The sequence below is a fragment of the Prauserella isguenensis genome (assembly GCF_014191605.1).
GTDB classification, from domain to species: domain Bacteria; phylum Actinomycetota; class Actinomycetes; order Mycobacteriales; family Pseudonocardiaceae; genus Prauserella; species Prauserella isguenensis.
In genome coordinates, this window is sequence record NZ_JACHWU010000004.1 from 458,185 (window position 1) to 478,858 (window position 20,674).

The following is a 20,674-nucleotide window of genomic DNA, read 5'->3' on the forward strand; positions in this document are numbered from 1 at the left end:
CAATGGACCGGTGAACACCGAGCGTGAAACCGAGACCGCCACGTCCGGCCGACCGGCGGGCACCGGTGGTCGCCCGGTCCGGTACGTCGTGCTGCTCGCCTCCGTGGCCGCGGTCGCCTACCTGATCGACCTGGGCACGAAGATCGCCGCCACCGCCGCGCTGGAAGGTGAGGAGCCGGTCCGCATCCTCGGTGGGATCGTCCACCTGCAGTTGGTCCGTAATCCGTACGCCGCGTTCGGGATGGACTTCGGGGGTACGTGGATCCTCGCGCTGGTCGCACTCGCGGTCGTCGCCGTGATCCTCTGGTTCGCCCGCAAGCTCCGTTCCACGGGCTGGGCGATCGGCCTCGGGCTCGTGCTCGCCGGAGCGCTGGGCAACCTGACCGACCGGGTCTTCCGGGCCCCCGCCCCGATGCACGGCCACGTGGTCGACTTCCTGTCGGTGTTCGGCCCCGACGGCAGGTACTTCCCGGTGTTCAACGCGGCCGACTCGGCCATCACCGTCGGTGCGGTGCTGATCGTGGTGTTGTCGATCCTCGGCCGCGACTACGACGGCACGATCGCACGCGGGCGCGGGAAGCACACCGCCGACGACACCGAGCCGGGCGAGGACACCGAGCCGGGCGACGACACCGCCGGTGACGACACCGCCGGTGACGACACCGATGCCGGCGCAGCGATCGCCGGCGACACCGCCGGCGATCCTCCCGGCGACGGCGGGCCGGCCGGAGGGGACGCGACCCGGCCCGGCAGGGCCGCGAGGACCGACACGGAGGACGACGCATGAGCGCCCGGATGCTGCCCGTGCCCGACGGGCTCGACGGCATGCGCGTCGACGCCGGGCTGGCCAAACTGCTCGGACTGTCGCGCACGGTGGTGGCCGAGCTCGCGGCGGGCGGGGACGTGCTGCTCGACGGCGAGCCCGCTGGCAAGTCGGACCGGCTCGTCGCGGGCGGGCTGCTCGAGGTCACGTTGCCCGAACCGGAGGAGCCGCCGCAGGTCGTGGCCGAACCGGTCGAGGGGCTGAAGGTCCTGCACGAGGATGACGACATCGTCGTGGTCGACAAGCCGGTCGGGGTCGCCGTGCACCCGAGCCCGGGCTGGGAGGGGCCGACCGTCATCGGCGGACTCGCCGCGGCGGGCCTGCGCATCTCCACGTCGGGAGCCGCGGAGCGGCAGGGCGTCGTGCACCGGCTCGACGCGGGCACGACGGGCGTGATGGTCGTTGCCAAGAGCGAACACGCCTACACGGTGCTCAAGCGCGCGTTCAAGGAGCGCACCGTCGAGAAGCGTTACCACGCGCTGGTGCAGGGGCATCCGGATCCGATGCGCGGCACGATCGACGCGCCCATCGACCGGCACCCGACCCGTGACTACAAGTTCGCGGTGGTGCAGGGCGGCAGACCGTCGGTGACGCACTACGAGGTCATCGAGGCGTTCCGCGCGGCCTCGCTCGCCGACGTCAAACTGGAGACGGGCCGCACCCACCAGATCCGCGTGCATTTCTCGGCGCTGCGGCACCCGTGCGTCGGCGACGCGACCTACGGGGCCGATCCCGCGCTGGCGCGCAGGCTCGGCGTGACACGTCAGTGGCTGCACGCGCGGGCGCTCGGGTTCGCCCACCCCGGCGACGGCCGGTGGGTCGAATTCACGAGCGAGTACCCGGACGATCTCGCCCACGCGCTGGAGGTCCTGCGCGCCGAATCCTGACGGCGGGTCCCGCCGGGCGAACCCCGGCGGGCGGATCCCCGGTCGGTGGCCGGGGATCAGGAGCCGTGGATCGGGTCCACGCGGCGATCGGCCCGTTCCCGCCCTTGGCCGAGCGGCGTGATCACCCCGGACTGCGACGAGCGGGTGAACGGCCGACCGGTCGAAAATGGGCGCTCCGGACGAGCGGCCGGAACGCCCGACAGCCGTTATCCTCGTCGCCCATGGATGACGTCGTGGCGCTCGCCGATGAGTACATGGACCTGATGTTCGACGTGAACCCGCTGATGCCTGCGCTGCTCGGGATCGACCCCGAGCGGCCGGGACTCGAGGACCTCGGGGAGGAGGCCGAACAGCGGCAGTGGCGAGCCCTGACGGACATCGTCACGCGGGCGAAGGCGATCGACCCGGCGCGGCTGACCGGCGAGAGCAGGACGACGCGGGACGTGCTGATCGCGGCGGCACAGGCGCGGCTCGAGAGTCTCGACGCGAAGACCGTGGAGTTCTGCGTCAGTGACGGCTTCCAGGCGCCCGCCACCGGCGTGCTCATGCTGCTGCCGATGACTCCCGTCGCCACGGCCGGACAGGCCGCCGCCCAGTTGGACCGGCTCCGGGCCATCCCCGACCACCTCGATGGCGCCGCCGAACGGCACCGCATCGGGATTGCCGCCGGACGCAGGCCGGTCGCCCGTGGCGTGCGGAACGCGATCGCCCACATCGACCGCTACCTCGCCGACCCGGACGGCGATCCGCTGCGTAGGCAGCAGGCTCCCGCCGACGCCCCCGACTTCGACGCCGAACGGACCCGGATCCTCGAGGAGTTCGTGCGGCCCGCGTTCCGCCGGTACCGCGATGTGCTGGAGAGCGAGATCCTGCCCCGCGGCAGGCCCGACGAGGAGTCGGGCGTGTGCCATGTGCCGGGTGGCGACACGATCTACCGCTCGTTGGCGCGGGTGCACACGACGACCGATCGCACCGCCGACGATCTGCACGAGACCGGGCTGCGGCTGATCGGCGAACTGGCCGAGGAGTACCGCGAGATCGGTGGCCGCGTGTTCGGCACCGACGACCTGCGCGAGATCTTTCGGCGGTTGCGCACCGACAAGCAACTGCGCTGGACCAACGGGGACGAGCTGCTGGAGGCGTCCCGCGAGGCCGTGGCCAGGGCCGAGCGGGCCACCCCGGAGTGGTTCGGCACGATCCCGCCGGAGTCGTGTGTCGTGGAGGCCGTCCCCGAGGCGGACGCGCCAGGGGCGGCGCCGGCGTACTACCTCTCGCCGGCCACCGACGGCTCGCGTCCCGGCATGTACTTCGCCAACACGTACAAGGCCGAGGAACGTTTCCGCCACACGGTCGAGGCGACGGCGTTCCACGAGGCGGTCCCCGGCCACCACTTCCAGATCAGCCGCGCGCTGGGCCTCACCGACCTGCCGCTGATGCGCAGGCTCGGTGACTTCAACGCCTACACCGAGGGCTGGGGCCTGTACGCGGAACGGTTGGCGCACGAGATGAGCTTGTACTCGGACGACGTCACGCTGCTGGGCATGCTGAGTAACGACTCGATGCGCGCGGGCCGACTCGTCGTCGACACGGGGCTGCACGCGAAAGGCTGGAGCAGGCAGCAGGCCATCGACTACCTGATCGAGAACACGCCCATGGCCGAGGTGGAGATCGTCTCCGAGGTCGACCGGTACATCAACTGGCCGGGGCAGGCGCTGGCGTACATGGTCGGCAGGCTGGAGATCGAGCGGGTCCGGGCGAAGGCCGAGGAGGCGCTGGGCGGGTCGTTCGACATCCGCGCGTTCCACGACGTCGTGTTGGGTGGCGGTGCGATGCCGCTGTCGGTGCTCGACGGGGTCGTCTCCGCGTGGGCGGGCGTGACGAAGGCCGCGGCCTCGTAACGGGCGTTACGTGGGCGGGGCATCGCCCACGGGAGGAGCCTCGGCCCGGACCCGGTGCATCGGTCGGCGGCCGGACATCAACTTCCGGGTAGCAACGGCCGGGGTATCAACTTCCGCGGGATCAGCCGCTGCCGGCCTCGACGCAGATGCCGGCGCCCTTGTCGATCGTGCCGCCGGGGCAGTCGTCGATGTGGTCGGAGCCGAGCAGCATCCCCGCGGTGATCAGGACGGCGAGCGCGAGCAGTGAGGGGAGGCCGACCAGCGTCCACCAGCGGCGCAGGCAGGTGGCCCGGCCGCAGGCCGGCATCTGCTCGGAGTGCGACGAAGCTTCACCGCACTGGCACGGCGGCCACATCCGCTGACGGCGTTTGCCCATGGGGCGAAGGATAGCCGCGGCCCGGCCTCGCGGTCGGCGGCGGTGTCGACAGGGGCGCGGTAGCGGGGTACACCTCGGGGTATGTGCGATCACCGCAATCCCGACGACCCGGCTCCCGACGAGCCGGACGCGCCGTGGCCACCGCAGTCGCCGGACGTGCCCGTGCCACCGCACCCGGATCTCGGTGGTGGCACCGAGGACGTGCCGGAACCGCCGAACCGTGACGACGTCGACACCGGCGTGCCGGGGCGGCGCCGCCGTAAGGTGCAGGACACCGACGACGTCAACCCCGATGCCGGCACGGTCGAGCCGCCCGACTAGCGCTCGTCGGCGGGCCGCGCCGCGGCGGCGATGACCGTGTCGGCGGAGAATGCGGCGTCCGAGGAGGCGGCGTCGATCGCCCGGCCCGGTCGCCGCCGTTCAGGCGCGCGGCCGTCCGGTTGCGTCGGACGTGGCCGGTCGGCGGGTTCGGGCGACGGCAGTGTCACCGGATCGGCGTCGAGCGTCACCGGCTCGCCGTGGTGGGTGAAGGACACCGGGCCGCCGTCGGTGAGCGTGTACGTGGCCTCGCCCCGGCGCACGTCGACGCGGAACCGGGCCTGCCGGAAGCATACGTGGAAGGCGATGCGCTCGAGCTCGGGCGGCAGCCGGGGCTGGAACGACAGCTCGCCGTCGTGGTCGCGCAGGCCGCCGAACCCGGCGACGAGGGCGATCCACGCGCCGGCGAGCGAGGCGATGTGCAGCCCGTTGCGCACGTTGCCGTGCACGTCGTGCAGGTCGACGAACGCGGCTTCGGCGAAGTAGTCGAAGGCCAGGTCGAGGTGCCCGCACTCGGCCGCCAGCACCGCTTGGGTGGCCGCCGACAGTGACGAGTCCCGCACGGTGAGCGCCTCGTAGTAGGTGAAGTTGCGCCGCTTCTGTTCGAGGGTGAAGGCGTCCCCTCGCAGGTGCATCGCCAGCACCAGGTCCGACTGCTTGACGACCTGTTTGCGGTACAGGTCGAAGTACGGGAAGTTCAGCAACAGCGGATAGGCCGACGCCGGTGTCGAGCGGAAGTCCCAGCGTGCGTGTTCGGTGAAGCGTTCGGACTGCGGATGCACGTCGAGCAGGTCGTCGTAGGGCACGAGCATCGCTCTGGCCGCGGTCAGCCACGCACCGGTCTCGTGCTTGCTCACCGACAGTCGTGCGGCGACGTCGGGTTGCCTGCTGCACGACGCGGCCGCCTCGAACAGGTTCCGCTGCGCCATGAGGTTCGTGTAGACGTTGTTGTCCACAATGGCCGAATACTCGTCCGGCCCGGTGACGCCGTCGATGCGGAAGCCGCCGTGCGGGTCGTGGTGGCCCAGTGACATCCACAGCCGCGCCGTCTCGATGAGCAGCTCCGTGCCGTGGTCGCGCTCGAAGTCGGTGTCGCCGGTGGCCGCGAGGTACCGGGCCACGGCGTCGGCGATGTCGGCGTTGACGTGGAACGCCGCCGTGCCCGCTGGCCAGTACGCCGAACACTCGTCGCCGTTGATCGAACGCCAGGGGAACGCCGTCCCGCGCAGGCCCAGCTGCCGGGCCCGGTTACGCGCCTTGTCCATTGTGGAATGACGCCAGCGGAGCGCGTCGCCTGCGGCGCCGGGGAGCGTGTAGGTGAGTACCTGCGCGACGAACGTCTCGCTGTCCCAGAACGCGTGGCCGTCGTAACCGGGGCCGGTCAGGCCCCTGCCGGGGATGGCGCGGCTCTCGCCGCGGGCACCGGCCTGCAGGACGTGGAACAGCGAGAACCGCAGCGCCTGCTGCAGCTCCGGATCGCCGTCCAGCTCGACGTCCGCCGACGCCCAGAAGTCGTCGAGGAACCGCCGCTGCGCGGACAGCAACCCCTCCCAGCCCGTCTGCCGCGCCCCGGCGAGCGCCGCGTCGACCTGCGAGCGCAGCGCCGGGATGGAGCGCTGTGAGGACCAGCCGTAGCCGAGGTACTTCGTCAACCGCAGGCAGCCGCCCTCGGCGACGTCGACCGCGACCGTCAGCCGGGCGAGGTCGTCCTCGACGGAGATGTCGGTGCGCAGATCGCTGCCGCCGGGGGCGTCGATCTCGTGGTCCATCGCCGCGGCCATGCGCAGCCCGGACCGGCTCGTGTGGTGGACCAGCACGGCGCCGTAGTCCGCAGCGGTCATGTACTCGCAGTGCAGCGGCGCCTCCAGCGCCGCGGCGACGCGGGGGTCTCCGGTCTCGGACTCGATCGGTTCGTTGGCCAGCAGGTCGGACTGCGCCACGAACTGCACCGGGCCGTCGAGTGGCTCGACCTCGTAGCGGATCGCCACCACCGCCCGTTGCGTGAACGACACCAGACGCTCGCTGCGGACGCGCACCCGCCTGCCCGTCGGCGAGGTCCACTCCGTCTCGCGGCGGAGCGTGCCGGTGCGGAAGTCGAGTACGCGGTGGTGCTGCGGGGCATGGCCGTAGCGCAGGTCCAGCGGTTCGTCCTCGACGAGCAGTCGGATGATCTTGCCGTCGGTGACGTTGACGACCGTCTGGCCCGCCTCGGGATAGCCGTACCCCGCCTCGGCGTAGGGCAGCGGGTGCTCCTCGTAGAACCCGTTCAGGTACGTGCCGGGCAGTCCGCGCGGCTCGGCCTCCTCCAACGTGCCGCGCAGGCCGATGTGCCCGTTGGAGAGCGCGAACGTCGACTCGGTCTGGGTGAGCCCGCTCAGGTCGAGGCCGCGCCACAGCAGCTGCCACGGCGCGCACTCGTAACCGCGGATCCCCGTCATGGCGTCACCTCCAGCAGGTCGGCGAGATCCTGCACGACGACATCGGCTCCGGCATCGCGGAGGGCGTCGGGTTGCCCGGCCCGGTCGACGCCGACGACGTGGCCGAAGCCGCCCGCCCTGCCTGCCTCGACCCCGGCGAGGGCGTCCTCGAACACGGCGGCGGCCTCCGGCGCGACACCGAGCAGGCGGGCGCAGGCGACGAACGAGTCGGGCGCGGGCTTGCCGCGCAGCCCTTCGGTCGTGATCGTCACCCCGTCGACACGCGCCTGGACGAACTCGTCGAGACCGGCCGCGTCGAGGACGCCCGCGGCGTTCGCCGACGAGGTGACGACCCCGATCGCCAGCCCCGCCTCCCGCACGGCCCGCAGGTAGCGCAGTGACCCCGGGAACGGGTCCACACCGGCTTCGTCGATGAGCCGCAGGACGAGGTCGTTCTTCCGGGTGCCGATGCCGTGGACGGTCTCCGCGTCGGGCGGGTCGTCCGGACCGCCCTCGGGTGGGTTCAGGCCGCGGGAGGCGAGGAACGCGCGCACGCCGTCGAGGCGGGGCCGCCCGTCGACGTGCGCCGCGTAGTCCTCGTCCGTGAACTCGCCCTCCCCGTGGCGGGCGAGGATCTCGTCGAAGGTGCGCCTCCACGCGGCCCGGTGGAGCGACGCCGTGCTCGTGAGCACGCCGTCGAGATCGAACAGGCAGGTGGTGATCGCTGCGGGAAGGCCGATCATGTGCCTCCACGCTAGTGGCCGTACGGCCGTCGTGCCACGCGCAGGGCCGGTGGCGGGTCGCTCAGTGCTGCCGGGACTCCGGGTGAGGGCGGACCCGGTGGATGAGCTCGTGCATGGTTTCGTCCGCGAGCCGGTAGTAGACCACCCGGCCGCGGCGTTGGGTGGTGACCAGCCCGTGCGCCCGCAGCAGCCGCAGGGCCTGGGAGACGGCCGTGTCGCTCATGTCCGCCGCGGCGGCGAGGTCGGAGACGCAGATCTCGCGGGCGTAGTGGATGCACACGAGTAGCGTCAGCCGCGACGGGTCGGCGATCACCGAGAACCGCTGGGCCCACTCCTCGACGCTCTCGCGTTCGCCGAGGCCCGTCACGGCGGCGTCGACCCGATCCGGGTCGATCAGTCGCCGCGGCCGGCCGGGGCCGGTCGGCGCCGTGCCGGACGGGTCCGGATCGGTGTCCGACGGCTCCGGCGTGATGGGATGTTCCTGCTCGGTCGGCACGCCGCCCATGGTCTCACCCGGATGAGTCCGACCGGGCTGTGACGGGCAGTCCGGCCATGAGGTCGGTCTCGGTGATCCCCGGACCACCGGAGGCACGGATGAACCATTCGGTGCCGAAGGCGAACGCGAACGCCTCGTCGGGCATCGCGAGGAAGAACGACTGCTCGGCGATCTGGCTCGCGTGCGCCCGCATGGCTGCGCGCTTGGCGTCGAGATACGGCGTCACGTCGACCGCGGCGGTGAGCACCGATTCCGGACTGCCGAACTCGGGTGCTGCGTCGATGTCCGGCAGTTCGACACCCGTGAGTTCCGGGGTGTCGGCCAGCTGCGCCATTCCGCGGAGCATGTGATCGCGGTTCTGTGCCGCCTCGTAGACGCGCGGAGTGCCCGCCAGTTCGGCGGCGCGCAGGCCCACGCGGTGCACCTGGATGTGGTCGGGGTGGCCGTAACCGCCGTTCGCGTCGTAGACGGTGAGCACGTCGGCGGCCTCCTCGCGCAGGATGCCGGCCAGCCGCTCCGCCGCCTCCGCGACGTCGGCCTGCCAGAACGTGCCCGCTTCCTCGTTGGACGGCTCGCCCATCATGCCCGAGTCGGTGTACCCGAGGAACTCCACGCGTGCGGCCCCGAGGATGTCGGCGGCGGCGTGGGTCTCGGCGACCCGGCGACGCCACAGCGGTTCGCCCGGCTCGAGCACCCCGTCGGTCACCTCGCCGAGTTCACCCCGCGTGGCGACCACGAGCACCACCCGGTGTCCCTGGTCGGCGGCCATGCGCATCACGCCGCCGCAGGTGATGCACTCGTCGTCCGGATGCGCGTGAAACGTCACCAGCGTCGCCATGAGAGACGACCGTAGTCGTTCGGTCGCGTCGCCGTGCGGCCGCCGGTGCCGGGCGATGTGCCGTCGGTGTGGCACCGGCGGCGAGGCCGGCAGCTGCGGTCTGCGGCGAGCGGCGCCACCGGTCGAGGGGTGGTGCCGTTGAGGGCGGTGCCGTTGAGCCGAGGGCGTGGCGCGGAGATCGCCGCAGCGCGGTGCAACGGGATTCCGCTCGACGATTAATCGCGGATGCGAAACGAGTTCGTGAGTTTCTTTCCGAATGTGGTCCATTATGGACGGCGGGCGACCGGGTGAGACGGGTATTGAAGTTCGTTTGCGACGGGCGTACCGTTTTCGGCAGCGGCGCCGGAGCTGTCGGCGCACCGTCGGCGGGTGCTGTGATCAGGTACTTGTTCCGACGATTCGTGACTGGTTTCGCCGAGCGAATTCGCTCGGGGTAGGCGGAATCGCATCCGGTCGGCTCCGGTTTTGTTCGCCGCTACGGGTATTCGCCATATCGCGGGATGTGGCGGCATCACCCGGCGGATCCGTGGGCCACGGGATCGCGGTGGCCGGTGGGAGACGCGGACCGCCGGGAGATGGGGTGCCGTGATGCGGTGCCGCCGGGCATCGATGCGGGGTGCCGGTGTCGTACTCGACGCCGCGGTGCCCGGTATCGCAGGGGCCGGTGTCGGGGTGGACGCGGTGTCGACGACGGGGACACCGCGTGAACGGCATCCGGGGTCGGGCAGCGCAACGGCTTCGGGGCTCACAGCGCTTCGGGGCTCACAGCAGGGTGTGGAATCCGGGGGAGGGAATTTCATGGAGACGGTCGTCGGCGCAAGATTCGGGGCGGGCACGATCTCGGCCACCGGTGTCGAGGTGGTGATCGAACCACGAAGTGCGGGCCTCGTGGTGACACATGTACTGGGGGAGATCGATCTGCTCGGAGTGTCGCTGTTGCGACCCTGTTTCGAGCATCAGTTACGCAATGTGAAGGCACTCGTTCTTGATTTCACTGAGACGAGTTATCTGAGCGCTGCGGGGCTGTCACTTCTGTTGCAAACCGGAGTAGACGCGCGAGCACGAAACATTCCGTGGGCGCTCGCCGCGGCGCGGCCGGTCCTGCGCCCGATCGAGGTGACCGGCCTGGAGCGGCAGCTGCCCGTGTACCGCGAGGTCCCGCCCGCCGTCGACGCGGTACTCGAACCCGGCCGGTCGTTGACGGCGTAGGCCTCCGACACCCGGGCCGGCTCCGCCCGTCCCTGTCCGGTCTGCCGTGCCGTGCGGTGAATTCCCTCCCCACTCACGGTTTCTCGTGGATGAACGGCAGCAGAACGGTGATCGGCGGTTCGGTCCGATCGGTCCGTTCCACTTCGGAGGCGTGCCGGGTCGCTGCGAGCTCGCGTACGGTCACGCCCATGGACACGACCGCGCTGCCCGACGCCGTGCGCCGAGTGCTGCCGTTGCTGACCAGTGCGCCCCCGGATGCTCCGTTGCGCGACGGCTACCTCGACCTTCTGGGTTCCGGCGAGCCGCAGCCGAGCGGCCCGGTGCAGTCGCTGTGGGAGTCGCGCGCCGGCACGGCGGTGTACGAACCCGCGCAGGCGTTCGCCAGAAAGGTCGTGGCGCGACTGCGGCCGCCCGCGGAACGGCTACTCCTGCCGGGTGGCGGGACGGCGCTCGACGTGGGCTGCGGGCCCGGCACCGTGACGGCGGAACTGGGGCGTGACGTCGGCCGCGCAGGACTCGCGATCGGTGTCGACGTGTCCCGCTCGATGCTGCGACGCGCAGCGGGGGCACATGCGCGCCCCAACGTCGGGTTTCTCCGGGCCGATGTCACGGAGCTGCCGTTCGGTGACGCGACCGTCGACGCCGTGACGTGCCTGATGGTGCTGCAGCTCGTGCACGACCAGGAGGCGGCGCTGGCCGAATGCGCGCGGGTGGTGGCGCCGGGCGGTCGGATCGCGGTCCTGCAGCCGGGGTACGCGGGTCCGGGCGCCGGTGTGGTCGCCGCGGCGGCGGGTCTCGCAGGGCTCCGGATGCCGGGCCACGAGGCGATCGCCGCGACGTTGCGTGCTCACGGCATGTCGGTCGTGGAGGCCGGCACGACGGCGCCCGTCGCGCAGGTGCTCGCCGAGAAACCCGTCGTGGGGCGTGGCTGACGTACCCGCGGACTCAGAGCAGGCTGCTCGGATCCGTCGGCACGTCCACCGCGTGTTCGCGGAGCACCTCGAGGGGGATGACCTCGGTAGCACGTTCGTGGGTCGCTGCCAGCACGACCGGAGGGGCGGCGCCCGCTTCGTGTGCCTGGAGCCAGCGGTCCGAGCAGACGCACCAGCGGTCTCCGGGACTCAGGCCGGGGAAGCCGAACTCCGGGCGTGCCGCCGTGAGGTCGTTGCCCACGCCCCGTTGCTGGGCGAGGAACTCGGTCGTCACCACGGCGCAGACGGCATGGTTGCCGGGATCGTCGTCGCCGGTCTCGCAGTAGCCCGTGCGGTAGTAGCCGGTCAGCGGGTCCGTGCCGCACGGTTCGAGCTCGCCGCCGAGGATGTTGCGCTCGCTCATGGTTCCACGGTGACACGACCGGTGGTCGTACCGACAGCGGCGCGCGCGGATTCGCGTGGTATCGGCCCGGTGTCGTGGTCGTGCGACGGGCCGCGGCCGTACCCGAGCCGGGTCATTCGGGGTGTGCGACGAACGTGCCCTTCGACTTGAGGGTCTGCACGAGTCCGCGTTCGCGCAGGATGCGCGTCGCCTTGCGAACGGTGTCGAGCGCGACGCCGTACTCCTCGGCCAGCGAGCGTTCGCCGGGCATGCGCCTGCCGGGGGTTCACTCGCCGGTGGCAATGAGTCCGGCGAGATGTTCGGCCAGCAGCTCGTATTCGTACCCGGTCTTGTTGTCCGGGTTGTACCTGCGTGGTGCGGGACCGCTCATGGCCTCGACATTAGAACGGTCCTGAGCTGCACGAAGTTGTGGAACGCGGCACACCGCGTCGGTCCGCGTCGCTCCACTCGGCAACGCGCTGTAGCGCGTCGTGTCCATTCCGTGCTAGCTTACCGCTCACAGCGCGCTTCGCGGGCCGCTCACCAGCGAGAACGCGCGTCGGAGCAGGAGGTCGCGCGTGGCCCCTCGCTGTCGGGAGCTCGCCGGCCGAAGGCGCTTCCGACGGTCCTGGACGACGGACTCGGTCGTCGGATGAGGGGCGGATCACCGTCGGAGGGTGGTGCGCGGTGGACGAGACGACAGAGACGGGGGAACCGCCGATGGGTATCAGTGGCAGGGCCGATCTGCCGTGGACGGCGTCGGCGGTCGACGGCGTGCGGCGCCGGGCGGCCGAGTACGGTCCGCACGACGGGTCCGTCGAGTGGAGTCGGCGTCGTCAGGAGTCACTCGACGTCGAGGCCTGGGAAGTCCGCAGGTGTGGCAGGACCGCGCGGCTGTGGACCGCGGAGTTGCTGGTCAGGACGGCCGCACCGAACGCAGTGGACGCGGCCTTTCGGCTCGTGACGCTGGCGCACCCGTACCACCGCACCGGTCATGTGCCGAGGTTGTACTCCGTGGCCGGGCCGATCCTGTGGCGGGGCGCGGCGGCAGGTGTCTCCGCCGAGGAGGACGTCGACGGAGGTGGTCCCGAACCGTCCCCTGCGCCTCCGTCCGGACCCTCTCCCGGTACCTCTGCGGGAACCTCGGCGGGAACGCAGCACCCCGCGCTGGTGGGAGGGTCGCCGCACCGCGGGGGCGCGACCCGCGAGGAGGCCGAGCGAGCCCGGGCCGCGGACCATGCGGTGGCGCTCGAACTCGCGGGCCGGGGCGTGCGCCGGGCGCCGCCGAGGCACGCACCCGGATGGCCGTGCTGGCAGGTGTGGCAGCGGGTGTCCTTCCTGGCCGGGCCGGGGGACGCGCCCGCGCGTGCGGCCGAGCTGGCGGCCACGGTCGTCGACACCCGCGGTGCGCCCGCTGCTGCGGTCACCCGGCTCGCCCCGCAGGACGGCAGGCGGGATCCGGTCGACGGCCACCTCGTACATCCCGCGTGTGACCTCGGACCGCACCGGATCGACGCCCTGTGGGACGACTTCGACGCGGTCGAGACCGGCCTGGGCGATCCGGGTGAGCCCGTCGCACTGGCCGCCGTGTGTCTGGCCGCCGCACGGGAGGTCCGTGCGGAGTTCGGTCTCGGGGACGGCGATCCGGTGCCCGCCGCACATCGGGCGCGTTGCGCCGCGACGAGCGGTGCCGGGGGAGCGGAACCGAGAGCGGACCGGTGAACCCGCTCAGCCCGCGGACGCCGACGTACCGGAACCGCTCGGCGTGCCGCGGAGCACGTCGACGTAGTCGGTGCCCGGCCTGCCGCACACCCAGCTCGACCCCGCCAGGTTCTTGGCGTGCTTCTTCAAGGGCGCGAGCAGCCGGGAGATCTCGCCGTACGACTCGATCGACCGCCGCGGGCACCACAGCGTGGACAACGAGACCGTCACCGGCATCCCGTCGGCGGACCACCGGGTGTCCAACATCGCGTCGGCGAGGGCGCGGATCGTGTCCGTCCCGCAGGAGATGAGGAAGTCGTCGCCGCCGACGTGGCTGACGGTCACGCCGCCCAGGTCCGTGGCGAGGCGCGTGAGGGCCCGCCCGATCGCGCGGATGACGTCGTCGCCTGCGGCGAAACCGGCCGTGTCGTTGATGGTCTTGAAGGAGTCGATGTCCAGCCACCCGACGACCAGCGGTTCGTTGGCGGCGAGGCGCCGGTCGACGTCCCTGGCCACGGCGTCGCTGCCGGGCAGGCGCGTCAGCGGGTTCAGCGCCGCCGCCTGCTCCACCTTCGCCTCGGCCATGCCGCGGACCAGCTCGTGCATCAGCACCACGCCCTGGCACCGGCCCGACTCGTCGATGACGACCACGTCGTCGGAGGCGCGGCCGGACGGGCCGTCGCTGACGAGGTCCAGCACCTCCAGCGCCGACGCCGAGTCGCGGATCACGTGCGGTGGGTCGGCGAGCCGTCGCGCCGGCCGGTGGGCGTGGAGAGCGTGCCCGAACGGGCCGGTGACGCCGAGCAGGAACCGGGTGCGGTCGATCGACCAGCGCGGTTTGCCGTCGCCGTCGACGCCGACGAGGCCGCTGAGCGCGTCGTCCTCCACGAGCACCGTGCGGACCTCTTCGCAGGTGGCGTCGGCGGACACGGTCCGGGCCGGCCGGAGGAAGTCCTTGATCGCGGGTGTGCCACCGGACGGGTACACGTCGCGGCCGGGATGCGCGGGCGCGATGGCACCGGCGGGCACGGAGCCGGCACCCGCCGGTGCGAACAGATTTCCCTGCACCAGGCCGATCCCGAGACCACGCACCATGTCCAGCTGATCCTCGGTCTCGACCCCGGTCGCCACGAGCCGCACGCCGGTGCGGTCGGCGAAGTGCACGAGCGCTTCGGTCAGGGCCGCCGTCGGGGTGTCGTCCGGCAGCCTGCCGAGGGAACTCCGGTCCAGCTTCACCATGTCGGTCCGCGACTCGGCGAGCAGGTTGAGGGGGAGATCGGCGGCGCCGAGCCCGTCGAAGGCGAGCCGGAAGCCGTGCGCGGCGAGCCGGTTCAGTCCATCGAGCAGTGCCGCGGGCGGGGCCGTGTGGAACGGTGGGCCGACCTCGAAGACGACGTCGTGGGGCCTGCGGCCGGTCTCACGCAACGCGGTGAGTAGCGGCTCGAGTGACGACGACGGCGATGCAGCGGTCAGCGCCGTGACGTTGAGATGCAGCGGCAGTCGCATGGCATGGTGTTCGGCCTCGTGGACCGCGCGTGCCGCGAGGCCCGTATCCGCCTGCACCAGCCTGCCGAGGCGCATCGCGGATTCAAGCAGCTCACTTATGCGTCCCGAGGCCGGGCGGGCCAGTGCCTCCACGGCCACTGCACTTCCCGTGTGCAGGCTGTAGAGCGGTTGGAACGCGAATTGAACCTGATTCAACACCGACTCCTGTCCGTCCGAATCCGGGTGCATCCGGACCGACTCAGCGAGCAGTCGCCCGATACTCACACAACCGTGCTGAGTCCATCAACCACGACGACCACACGCGAGCGTCGGTTCCTGTCCATCCGGGCGAAATCTTGCTGAACGAACCGGCCGCGCCCCGTGACACGGACGTGTGACCTCGGCAAGGGTGCCAGCGTGAACATGATGAACAGAAGACAGGCACTGCGCACGGGTTCGCTCGTGGCAGTGGGCGGTGTCACACTGGCCGGACCGGCGATCGCGGGCGGTGCGGAGCAACCGTTCCGGCACGGAGTGGCCTCCGGAGACCCGCTCCCCGACAGCGTGTTGCTCTGGACGCGCCTGACCCCGTCGGCCGACGCCACACCCGGCTCGGGCAGGGGAGGCGAGTCGATCGTCGGCTGGGAGGTGGCCCACGACGCCGACTTCCGCAGGGTCGCCGCGCGGGGCCGCGTGCGGACCGGACCCCAGCGCGATCACACGGTCAAGGCGGACGTCACCGCACTCGATCCGGACACTTGGTACTACTACCGCTTCTCCTGGCGAGGCAGCACGTCGCCGGTCGGCCGGACCCGCACCGCGCCCGCCGTCGGCAGTGAGGTGGCGAGGCTGCGCTTCGGCGTCGTCTCCTGCTCGAACTGGCAGGCGGGCCACTTCGCCGCGTACCGGCACCTGGCCGAACGTGGCGATCTCGACCTGGTGATCCACCTGGGTGACTACCTGTACGAGTACGGCGCCGAATCCGGCGCGGTGCGGCCACACGACCCGCCGGTCGAGATGACGACGCTGGAGCACTATCGCCGGCGGCACGCGCAGTACAAGACGGATCCGGCACTGCAGGCCCTGCACGCGGCCGCACCGTTCGCCGTGACGTGGGACGACCACGAGTCGGCCAACAACGCCTGGGCGGGCGGGGCGGAGAACCATACCGAGCCGGACGAGGGCACGTGGGTCGAGCGCCGCGCGAAGTCTCAACAGGCCTACGCGGAGTGGATGCCGGTGCGCTACGAGCCCGGTGGCAAGCTTTACCGGCGGCTGACGTTCGGCTCGCTCGCCGAGTTGTCCATGTTGGACCTTCGATCGTATCGCAGTGAGCAGGTGGCGCACCCGTTCGACGGCGGTGTCCACGACGACGAGCGCACCATCACGGGCAAGGAGCAACTGGACTGGCTCACCTCGGGGCTCACGACGGCGACGTCGCAGTGGAAGCTCGTGGGCAACTCCGTGATGATCTCGCCGGTGCAGTTCCCGTCCACTTTGAACACACGCGAACTCGAGGCGATCGCGGACGTCGTCGGGCCGATCGAAGGTGTTCCGTACAATGTGGACCAGTGGGACGGCTACACGTCCGATCGGGCGGCCGTGCTGAGGTCTCTGCGCGATCACGGCGTCTCGGGGGCCGTCTTCCTCACCGGGGACATCCATTCCGGCTGGGCGACCGAACTGCCCGCGGATCCGCTGACCTACCCGCTGAGTGGTGATTCCGTCGCGACGGAGCTGGTCTGCACCTCCGTCACGAGCGACAACATCGACGACTATCTGAACCTGCCCCCGCGCACGCTGTCGCTCGTCGTCGAGGCGGTCATCAAGTTGGCGAACCCGCACGTGAAGTACCTCGACTTCGACTCGCACGGGTTCTCGGTCCTGGAGGTCACCCCCGCGCACGTGCGGATGGACTGGTTCCGCCTCGCCGACCGGGCGGACCCTGCCAGCGCCGCGGAGGTCACCGCGTCCTACCGCGTGCCCGCGGGCACCGACAGGCTCGAGCGCACCCCGCGGTCGATGGACGGCGTCACACCGCGGCACGAGGCGGCGACCGGCCACGAACTCGCCGCAGCACGACGGCAGGCACTGGCACGACAGGAGGCCCGATGACCGACGAGACCATCACTCCCGGTGCCGCCGACGACGTGTCGCGACGGCGGTTCCTGCGGGTCGCGACTACGGCCGGTGCCGCGGTCGTGCTGTCCACGACGGCAGGTGTGCCCGCGGTGTCGGCCTCGCCGGCGGGTGCGAAGGACCTGCGTGTCTATGTGCTCGTCGTCGACGGACTGCGGCCGGACGAGATCGATCCCCACGCGACTCCCCACCTGTACGCCCTGCGTGCGGAGGGCACCAACTTCCCGCAGGCCCGATCGCTGCCGGTGATGGAGACGCTGCCCAACCACGTGATGATGATGACCGGCGTGCGGCCCGACCGTTCCGGAGTGCCGGCCAACGACGTCTACGACCGCCACGAGGGAGCCGTGCGCACGCTCGACCGGCCGTCGGACATTCGCGTGCCGACGCTGCTCGAACGCCTCGCAGGCACGGGCCGGGTGAGCGGGAGCGTGCTCAGTAAGGAGTACCTGTACACGATCTTCGGGGAGCGGGCGAGCGTCCGCTGGGAGCCGGAGCCGCTGATCCCGATCACCGACCACGCGCCCGACCTGGCGACGAAGCTGGCTCTGTCGGCCATGGTGGACGAGACCGACCCCGACCTCGTGTTCGTCAATCTCGGAGACGTGGACCGGGTCGGTCACGCGGATCTGACCGGCACCTCGCTGGGCCTGTTGCGTGCGGCCGCGCTGGGCGCTACGGATGCGCACGTCGGCCGGTTCGTCTCCGAGCTGCGTGATCGGGGACTGTGGGAGTCGAGCGTGGTCATGGTGATCGCCGACCATTCGATGGACTGGTCGCACGGGCACAAGCTGATCTCGTTGCAGGCGCCGCTGGAGTCGGACGACTCCCTGGCGGACAAGGTGGCGATCGCCCAGAACGGCGGGGCGGACCTGCTGACCTTCATCGGCCCGGATTCCGAACGGTCCGCCGCCGTGGAGCGGATGCGCAGCATCGCGCTCGCCACGCCGGGTGTGCTGTCGGTGCACCGGCCCGAGGAGCTTCGACTGGCGCCCGACTGCGCGGACCTGGTCGTGTACTGCAAGGCGGGCTGGCGCTTCTCGGACCCGACGCCGATATCGAACCCCATCCCGGGCAACCACGGGCACCCCGCGACCGAGCCGATCCCGTTCTTCGTCGCGGGCGGCCACCGACGGGTGCGCAAGGGCGTGACGTCCTCGGCCTCGGCGACGACGGTCGACGTGGCGCCCACCGTGGGCGAGCTGTTCGGGTTGCCGCCGCTCGTGGGCGGCTACGACGGCGAGATCCGGGCCGAGGCACTGTTTTCAAGGGAAGAGTAGGCCATCTCATAGAAATTCTGATTTCCGAATCGTCGACAACGATGACCTCGGTCACCGGAATTGTGCCCGGTCGCACATAACGAAATCGCACTCCGTGCACCTTGCAGTGTTTCGGACCTATGTCGGAACGATAACGTAACCATAACGCTACAACATTCTGGCAACCCGGAGCGACGATCCGACCACGCCCTCGCGGAGATCTCACGATCTTCGCGAGGGCGTTCCTGTTGAGCTATACGCAACGCGTTGCCGAATACGCTACGAACGTAGTTCCTGTATCACTCATCAGGCTCGTGGACTAGAGCCGCGGCGAAATCCGCTTCTAAATACACTCTGAGTAGTACTTGCTGGTCTGAACGTGTCTTGGTGTTGCAGAGGTCACAAAGTCCTTGGCGGTGTAACGCAGGCGCGGTTGCGCATAGCGCGCATCAGCGCTCCGACCTGCCAGAACGTGGCTTGCCGTGATGCGGATAGCGACGCTCGCGCGCGCGGCTCGTGCCGCTCGAGCGGTATACGAGGGGTGAAAATTCGCGTCACGCCATGGACCCATTGATCGAACGGCGAGTTTGTGAATAGATTGAGTCTCAGGCGGTTTGCGCGGGATCAGTGCGGATACGGCGCAATTCCGTCCAGTCGGAGCGAAGGGCCGCGTCAGGTGTGACGCGCGATACACGGGCTGCGCACAATGCGCGCCGCAGGCCGATTTTGAACCGCGATCGATACATCGCGTCGTCGGCCTGGATTTTTCTGTGCCCTTGCCCGACGTGTTCGCGGCCGTATCTCCGCACGTGACGTGTGCCGAGAGGTTCAGGCGAGACTGCGGTGAGCCGGCCCGGACCAGCAAGTACCGATCCGCCGAACGTGGAGGGAACCCAATGCAGGAATCAGCGGCTGGCACCACCGATGCGCAGGCCGAAGTCGCAGAGAAGAGCCGCGCCGACGCGCATCCCGACCAGGCGTTCGGTTCCGACCCGCTGGCCGTTCGGGAGAGCGACCACTACGCCGAGGAGTACAACGAGGGATTCGTCGACAAGTGGGACGAGCTGATCGACTGGAAGGGCCGGTACGAGAGCGAGGGCAGCTTCTTCGTCGACCTGCTCCGTAAGCACGGCGCCGAGTCCGTGCTCGACGCCGCGACCGGTACAGGCTTCCACTCCGTGCGCATGCTCGAGGCCGGCTTCGACACGACCAGTGTCGACGGCGCCGCCGAGATGCTGGCCAAGGCGTTCGAGAACGGTAAGGAGTACGGCGACCACGTCCTGAAGGTCGTGCACTCCGACTGGCGCTGGCTCAGCAAGGACGTGCAGGGCAAGTACGACGCGATCGTCTGCCTCGGTAACTCCTTCACGCACCTGTTCGACGAGAACGACCGTCGCAAGGCGCTCGCCGAGTTCTACGCCGTGCTCAAGCACGACGGCATCCTGATCATCGACCAGCGCAACTACGACTCGATCCTCGACAGCGGGTTCTCGAGCAAGCACACGTACTACTACTGCGGTGACCAGGTCAGCGCCGAGCCGGAGTACGTCGACGACGGTCTCGCCCGTTTCCGGTACGAGTTCCCCGACGGCTCGCTGTACCACCTCAACATGTTCCCGCTGCGCAAGAACTACCTGCGGCGGCTGCTGCGTGAGGTCGGCTTCCAGAAGGTCGACACCTACGGTGACTTCCAGGAAGCCTACGGTAACGACAACGAGCCGGACTTCTTCGTGCACGTGGCGACGAAGGAGTACCTGGAGAACGCCCTGACGGAGAGCTACTCGAGCGCGGTCAACACCGCCCGCGAGTACTACAACTCCGAGGACGCGGACAACTTCTACTACAACGTCTGGGGCGGCACCGACATCCACGTCGGCCTGTACCAGTCGGAGAACGAGGAGATCGCCGCAGCCAGCCGTCGCACGGTCGAGCAGATGGCGAAGAAGCTCGAGCTCAAGAAGGGGCAGAAGGTCCTGGACCTGGGTGCAGGCTACGGGGGTGCCGCCCGTTATCTGGCCGAGACCTACGGTGTCCACGTGACGTGCCTGAACCTCTCCGAGGTCGAGAACGACCGCAACCGGCAGTTCAACAAGGATGCCGGCCTGGCCCAGCTGATCGACGTCGTCGACGGCGACTTCGAGAACCTCGCGTTCAACGACAACGAGTTCGACGTCATCTGGTCGCAGGACGCCGTCCTGCACAGCGGTGACCGCGTCCGCGTGGTCGAGGAAGCCGTGCGCGTGCTCAAGCCGAACGGCCAGATGGTCTTCACCGACCCGATGGCCTCGGACAACTGCGACACCTCGTCGCTGCAGCCGATCCTCGACCGGCTGCACCTGGACAGCCTCGGCTCGCCCGGCTTCTACAAGAAGGAGCTGACGCGCCTGGGTATGAAGTCGGTCGAGTTCGACGACCACACCCACCAGCTGTCGAACCACTACGGTCGCGTGCTGGCCGAGCTGGAGAAGCGTGAGAGCGAACTGGCGGGCACGATCAGCCAGGACTACCGCGACCGCATGAAGCTCGGCCTCAAGAACTGGGTCGCCGGCGGCAAGTCCGGCAACCTCGCGTGGGGCATCTTCCACGTCACGGCGTGATCCGGCGCCACATCGCAAGAAAGTTCACGAGAACAAGTAAGACCGCTCCCGTCGAGAAGAAGGAAGCATTTTGACTACAGGCAGGTTGTTCACGAGTGAGTCGGTGACTGAGGGTCACCCGGACAAGATTTGTGACGCGATCAGCGACACGATTTTGGATGCGATGTTGGCGCA

Annotated in this window: 18 protein-coding genes and 1 pseudogene; 11 read left to right on the plus strand and 8 right to left on the minus strand. The window is 70.1% G+C overall.

Annotated features, from left to right (window positions below; genetic code table 11):
* Nucleotides 1–10 precede the first annotated feature (10 nt).
* The 3 genes from lspA to FHS23_RS18395 all read left to right on the plus strand — a co-directional run bounded on the left by lspA (nucleotide 11) and on the right by FHS23_RS18395 (nucleotide 3,608).
* Nucleotides 11–787, plus strand: a complete 777-nt coding sequence (lspA, locus tag FHS23_RS18385; RefSeq protein WP_183657325.1) for a signal peptidase II — start codon at nucleotides 11–13, stop codon at nucleotides 785–787.
* Nucleotides 784–1,710 carry an RluA family pseudouridine synthase gene (locus FHS23_RS18390; RefSeq protein WP_183657328.1) on the plus strand — a complete coding sequence of 309 codons (927 nt, stop codon included), beginning with the start codon at nucleotides 784–786 and terminating at the stop codon, nucleotides 1,708–1,710. The genes lspA and FHS23_RS18390 overlap by 4 nt, the downstream gene beginning before the upstream one ends.
* 221 nt (nucleotides 1,711–1,931) lie before the next feature.
* The gene (locus tag FHS23_RS18395) at nucleotides 1,932–3,608 is read left to right on the plus strand and encodes a DUF885 domain-containing protein (protein WP_183657331.1); all 1,677 of its coding nucleotides are present in this window, start codon (nucleotides 1,932–1,934) and stop codon (nucleotides 3,606–3,608) included.
* Between the two features lie 121 nt (nucleotides 3,609–3,729).
* Here the strand turns inward: FHS23_RS18395 and FHS23_RS18400 are convergent, their stop codons facing one another.
* Complete coding sequence (locus FHS23_RS18400; RefSeq protein WP_183657334.1) at nucleotides 3,730–3,984, minus strand: hypothetical protein; 255 nt, start codon at nucleotides 3,982–3,984, stop codon at nucleotides 3,730–3,732.
* Between the two features lie 81 nt (nucleotides 3,985–4,065).
* Between FHS23_RS18400 and FHS23_RS18405 the strand changes: the two genes are divergently transcribed.
* Complete coding sequence (locus FHS23_RS18405) at nucleotides 4,066–4,305, plus strand: hypothetical protein (RefSeq protein ID WP_183657337.1); 240 nt, start codon at nucleotides 4,066–4,068, stop codon at nucleotides 4,303–4,305.
* Here the strand turns inward: FHS23_RS18405 and FHS23_RS18410 are convergent.
* The 4 genes from FHS23_RS18410 to FHS23_RS18425 all read right to left on the minus strand — a co-directional run bounded on the left by FHS23_RS18410 (nucleotide 4,302) and on the right by FHS23_RS18425 (nucleotide 8,796).
* Nucleotides 4,302–6,740, minus strand: a complete 2,439-nt coding sequence (locus tag FHS23_RS18410; RefSeq protein ID WP_183657339.1) for a glycoside hydrolase family 65 protein — start codon at nucleotides 6,738–6,740, stop codon at nucleotides 4,302–4,304. The genes FHS23_RS18405 and FHS23_RS18410 overlap by 4 nt on opposite strands.
* Nucleotides 6,737–7,462 carry a beta-phosphoglucomutase family hydrolase gene (locus tag FHS23_RS18415; RefSeq protein ID WP_183657342.1) on the minus strand — a complete coding sequence of 242 codons (726 nt, stop codon included), beginning with the start codon at nucleotides 7,460–7,462 and terminating at the stop codon, nucleotides 6,737–6,739. Before FHS23_RS18415 ends, FHS23_RS18410 begins: the two co-directional genes overlap by 4 nt.
* A gap of 61 nt (nucleotides 7,463–7,523) precedes the next feature.
* The gene (locus tag FHS23_RS18420) at nucleotides 7,524–7,859 is read right to left on the minus strand and encodes an ArsR/SmtB family transcription factor (RefSeq protein WP_246382444.1); all 336 of its coding nucleotides are present in this window, start codon (nucleotides 7,857–7,859) and stop codon (nucleotides 7,524–7,526) included.
* Nucleotides 7,860–7,971: 112 nt separating this feature from the next.
* The gene (locus FHS23_RS18425; RefSeq protein WP_183657348.1) at nucleotides 7,972–8,796 is read right to left on the minus strand and encodes a PIG-L family deacetylase; all 825 of its coding nucleotides are present in this window, start codon (nucleotides 8,794–8,796) and stop codon (nucleotides 7,972–7,974) included.
* Between the two features lie 798 nt (nucleotides 8,797–9,594).
* Between FHS23_RS18425 and FHS23_RS18430 the strand changes: the two genes are divergently transcribed.
* Together FHS23_RS18430 and FHS23_RS18435 are read left to right on the plus strand one after the other, a co-directional pair.
* Complete coding sequence (locus FHS23_RS18430; protein ID WP_183657350.1) at nucleotides 9,595–10,005, plus strand: STAS domain-containing protein; 411 nt, start codon at nucleotides 9,595–9,597, stop codon at nucleotides 10,003–10,005.
* A gap of 188 nt (nucleotides 10,006–10,193) precedes the next feature.
* Nucleotides 10,194–10,937, plus strand: coding sequence for a class I SAM-dependent methyltransferase (locus FHS23_RS18435; RefSeq protein ID WP_183657352.1), 744 nt, complete (start codon nucleotides 10,194–10,196; stop codon nucleotides 10,935–10,937).
* A gap of 13 nt (nucleotides 10,938–10,950) precedes the next feature.
* Here FHS23_RS18435 and FHS23_RS18440 read toward each other — a convergent pair whose 3' ends face one another.
* Together FHS23_RS18440 and FHS23_RS18445 are read right to left on the minus strand one after the other, a co-directional pair.
* Nucleotides 10,951–11,340 (minus strand): DUF2237 family protein, encoded by a 390-nt coding sequence (locus FHS23_RS18440; RefSeq protein ID WP_183657354.1) that lies wholly within the window; start codon nucleotides 11,338–11,340, stop codon nucleotides 10,951–10,953.
* Between the two features lie 112 nt (nucleotides 11,341–11,452).
* Nucleotides 11,453–11,710 (minus strand): annotated as a pseudogene (locus FHS23_RS18445) (winged helix-turn-helix domain-containing protein).
* Nucleotides 11,711–12,006: 296 nt separating this feature from the next.
* On the opposite strand from FHS23_RS18445, the gene FHS23_RS18450 reads away from it, so the two are divergent.
* Nucleotides 12,007–13,041, plus strand: coding sequence for a hypothetical protein (locus FHS23_RS18450; protein ID WP_183657356.1), 1,035 nt, complete (start codon nucleotides 12,007–12,009; stop codon nucleotides 13,039–13,041).
* A gap of 6 nt (nucleotides 13,042–13,047) precedes the next feature.
* Here FHS23_RS18450 and FHS23_RS18455 read toward each other — a convergent pair whose 3' ends face one another.
* Nucleotides 13,048–14,754 carry a GGDEF domain-containing protein gene (locus FHS23_RS18455; protein WP_183657481.1) on the minus strand — a complete coding sequence of 569 codons (1,707 nt, stop codon included), beginning with the start codon at nucleotides 14,752–14,754 and terminating at the stop codon, nucleotides 13,048–13,050.
* A 174-nt stretch (nucleotides 14,755–14,928) separates the two neighbouring features.
* Between FHS23_RS18455 and FHS23_RS18460 the strand changes: the two genes are divergently transcribed.
* From FHS23_RS18460 to FHS23_RS18475, 4 genes are all read left to right on the plus strand, one after another.
* A complete protein-coding gene (locus tag FHS23_RS18460) occupies nucleotides 14,929–16,620 on the plus strand; it encodes an alkaline phosphatase D family protein (protein WP_183657357.1) in 1,692 nt (563 codons plus the stop codon).
* On the plus strand, nucleotides 16,617–17,924 hold the full coding sequence (locus FHS23_RS18465; RefSeq protein WP_183657358.1) for an alkaline phosphatase family protein: 1,308 nt from the start codon (nucleotides 16,617–16,619) through the stop codon (nucleotides 17,922–17,924). Before FHS23_RS18460 ends, FHS23_RS18465 begins: the two co-directional genes overlap by 4 nt.
* Nucleotides 17,925–18,799: 875 nt before the next feature.
* The gene (locus FHS23_RS18470; protein ID WP_183657360.1) at nucleotides 18,800–20,500 is read left to right on the plus strand and encodes a glycine/sarcosine N-methyltransferase; all 1,701 of its coding nucleotides are present in this window, start codon (nucleotides 18,800–18,802) and stop codon (nucleotides 20,498–20,500) included.
* 67 nt (nucleotides 20,501–20,567) lie between these two features.
* Nucleotides 20,568–20,674, plus strand: a 107-nt coding sequence (locus FHS23_RS18475; protein ID WP_343054069.1) for an S-adenosylmethionine synthetase N-terminal domain-containing protein, incomplete at its 3' end; no start/stop codon positions are given.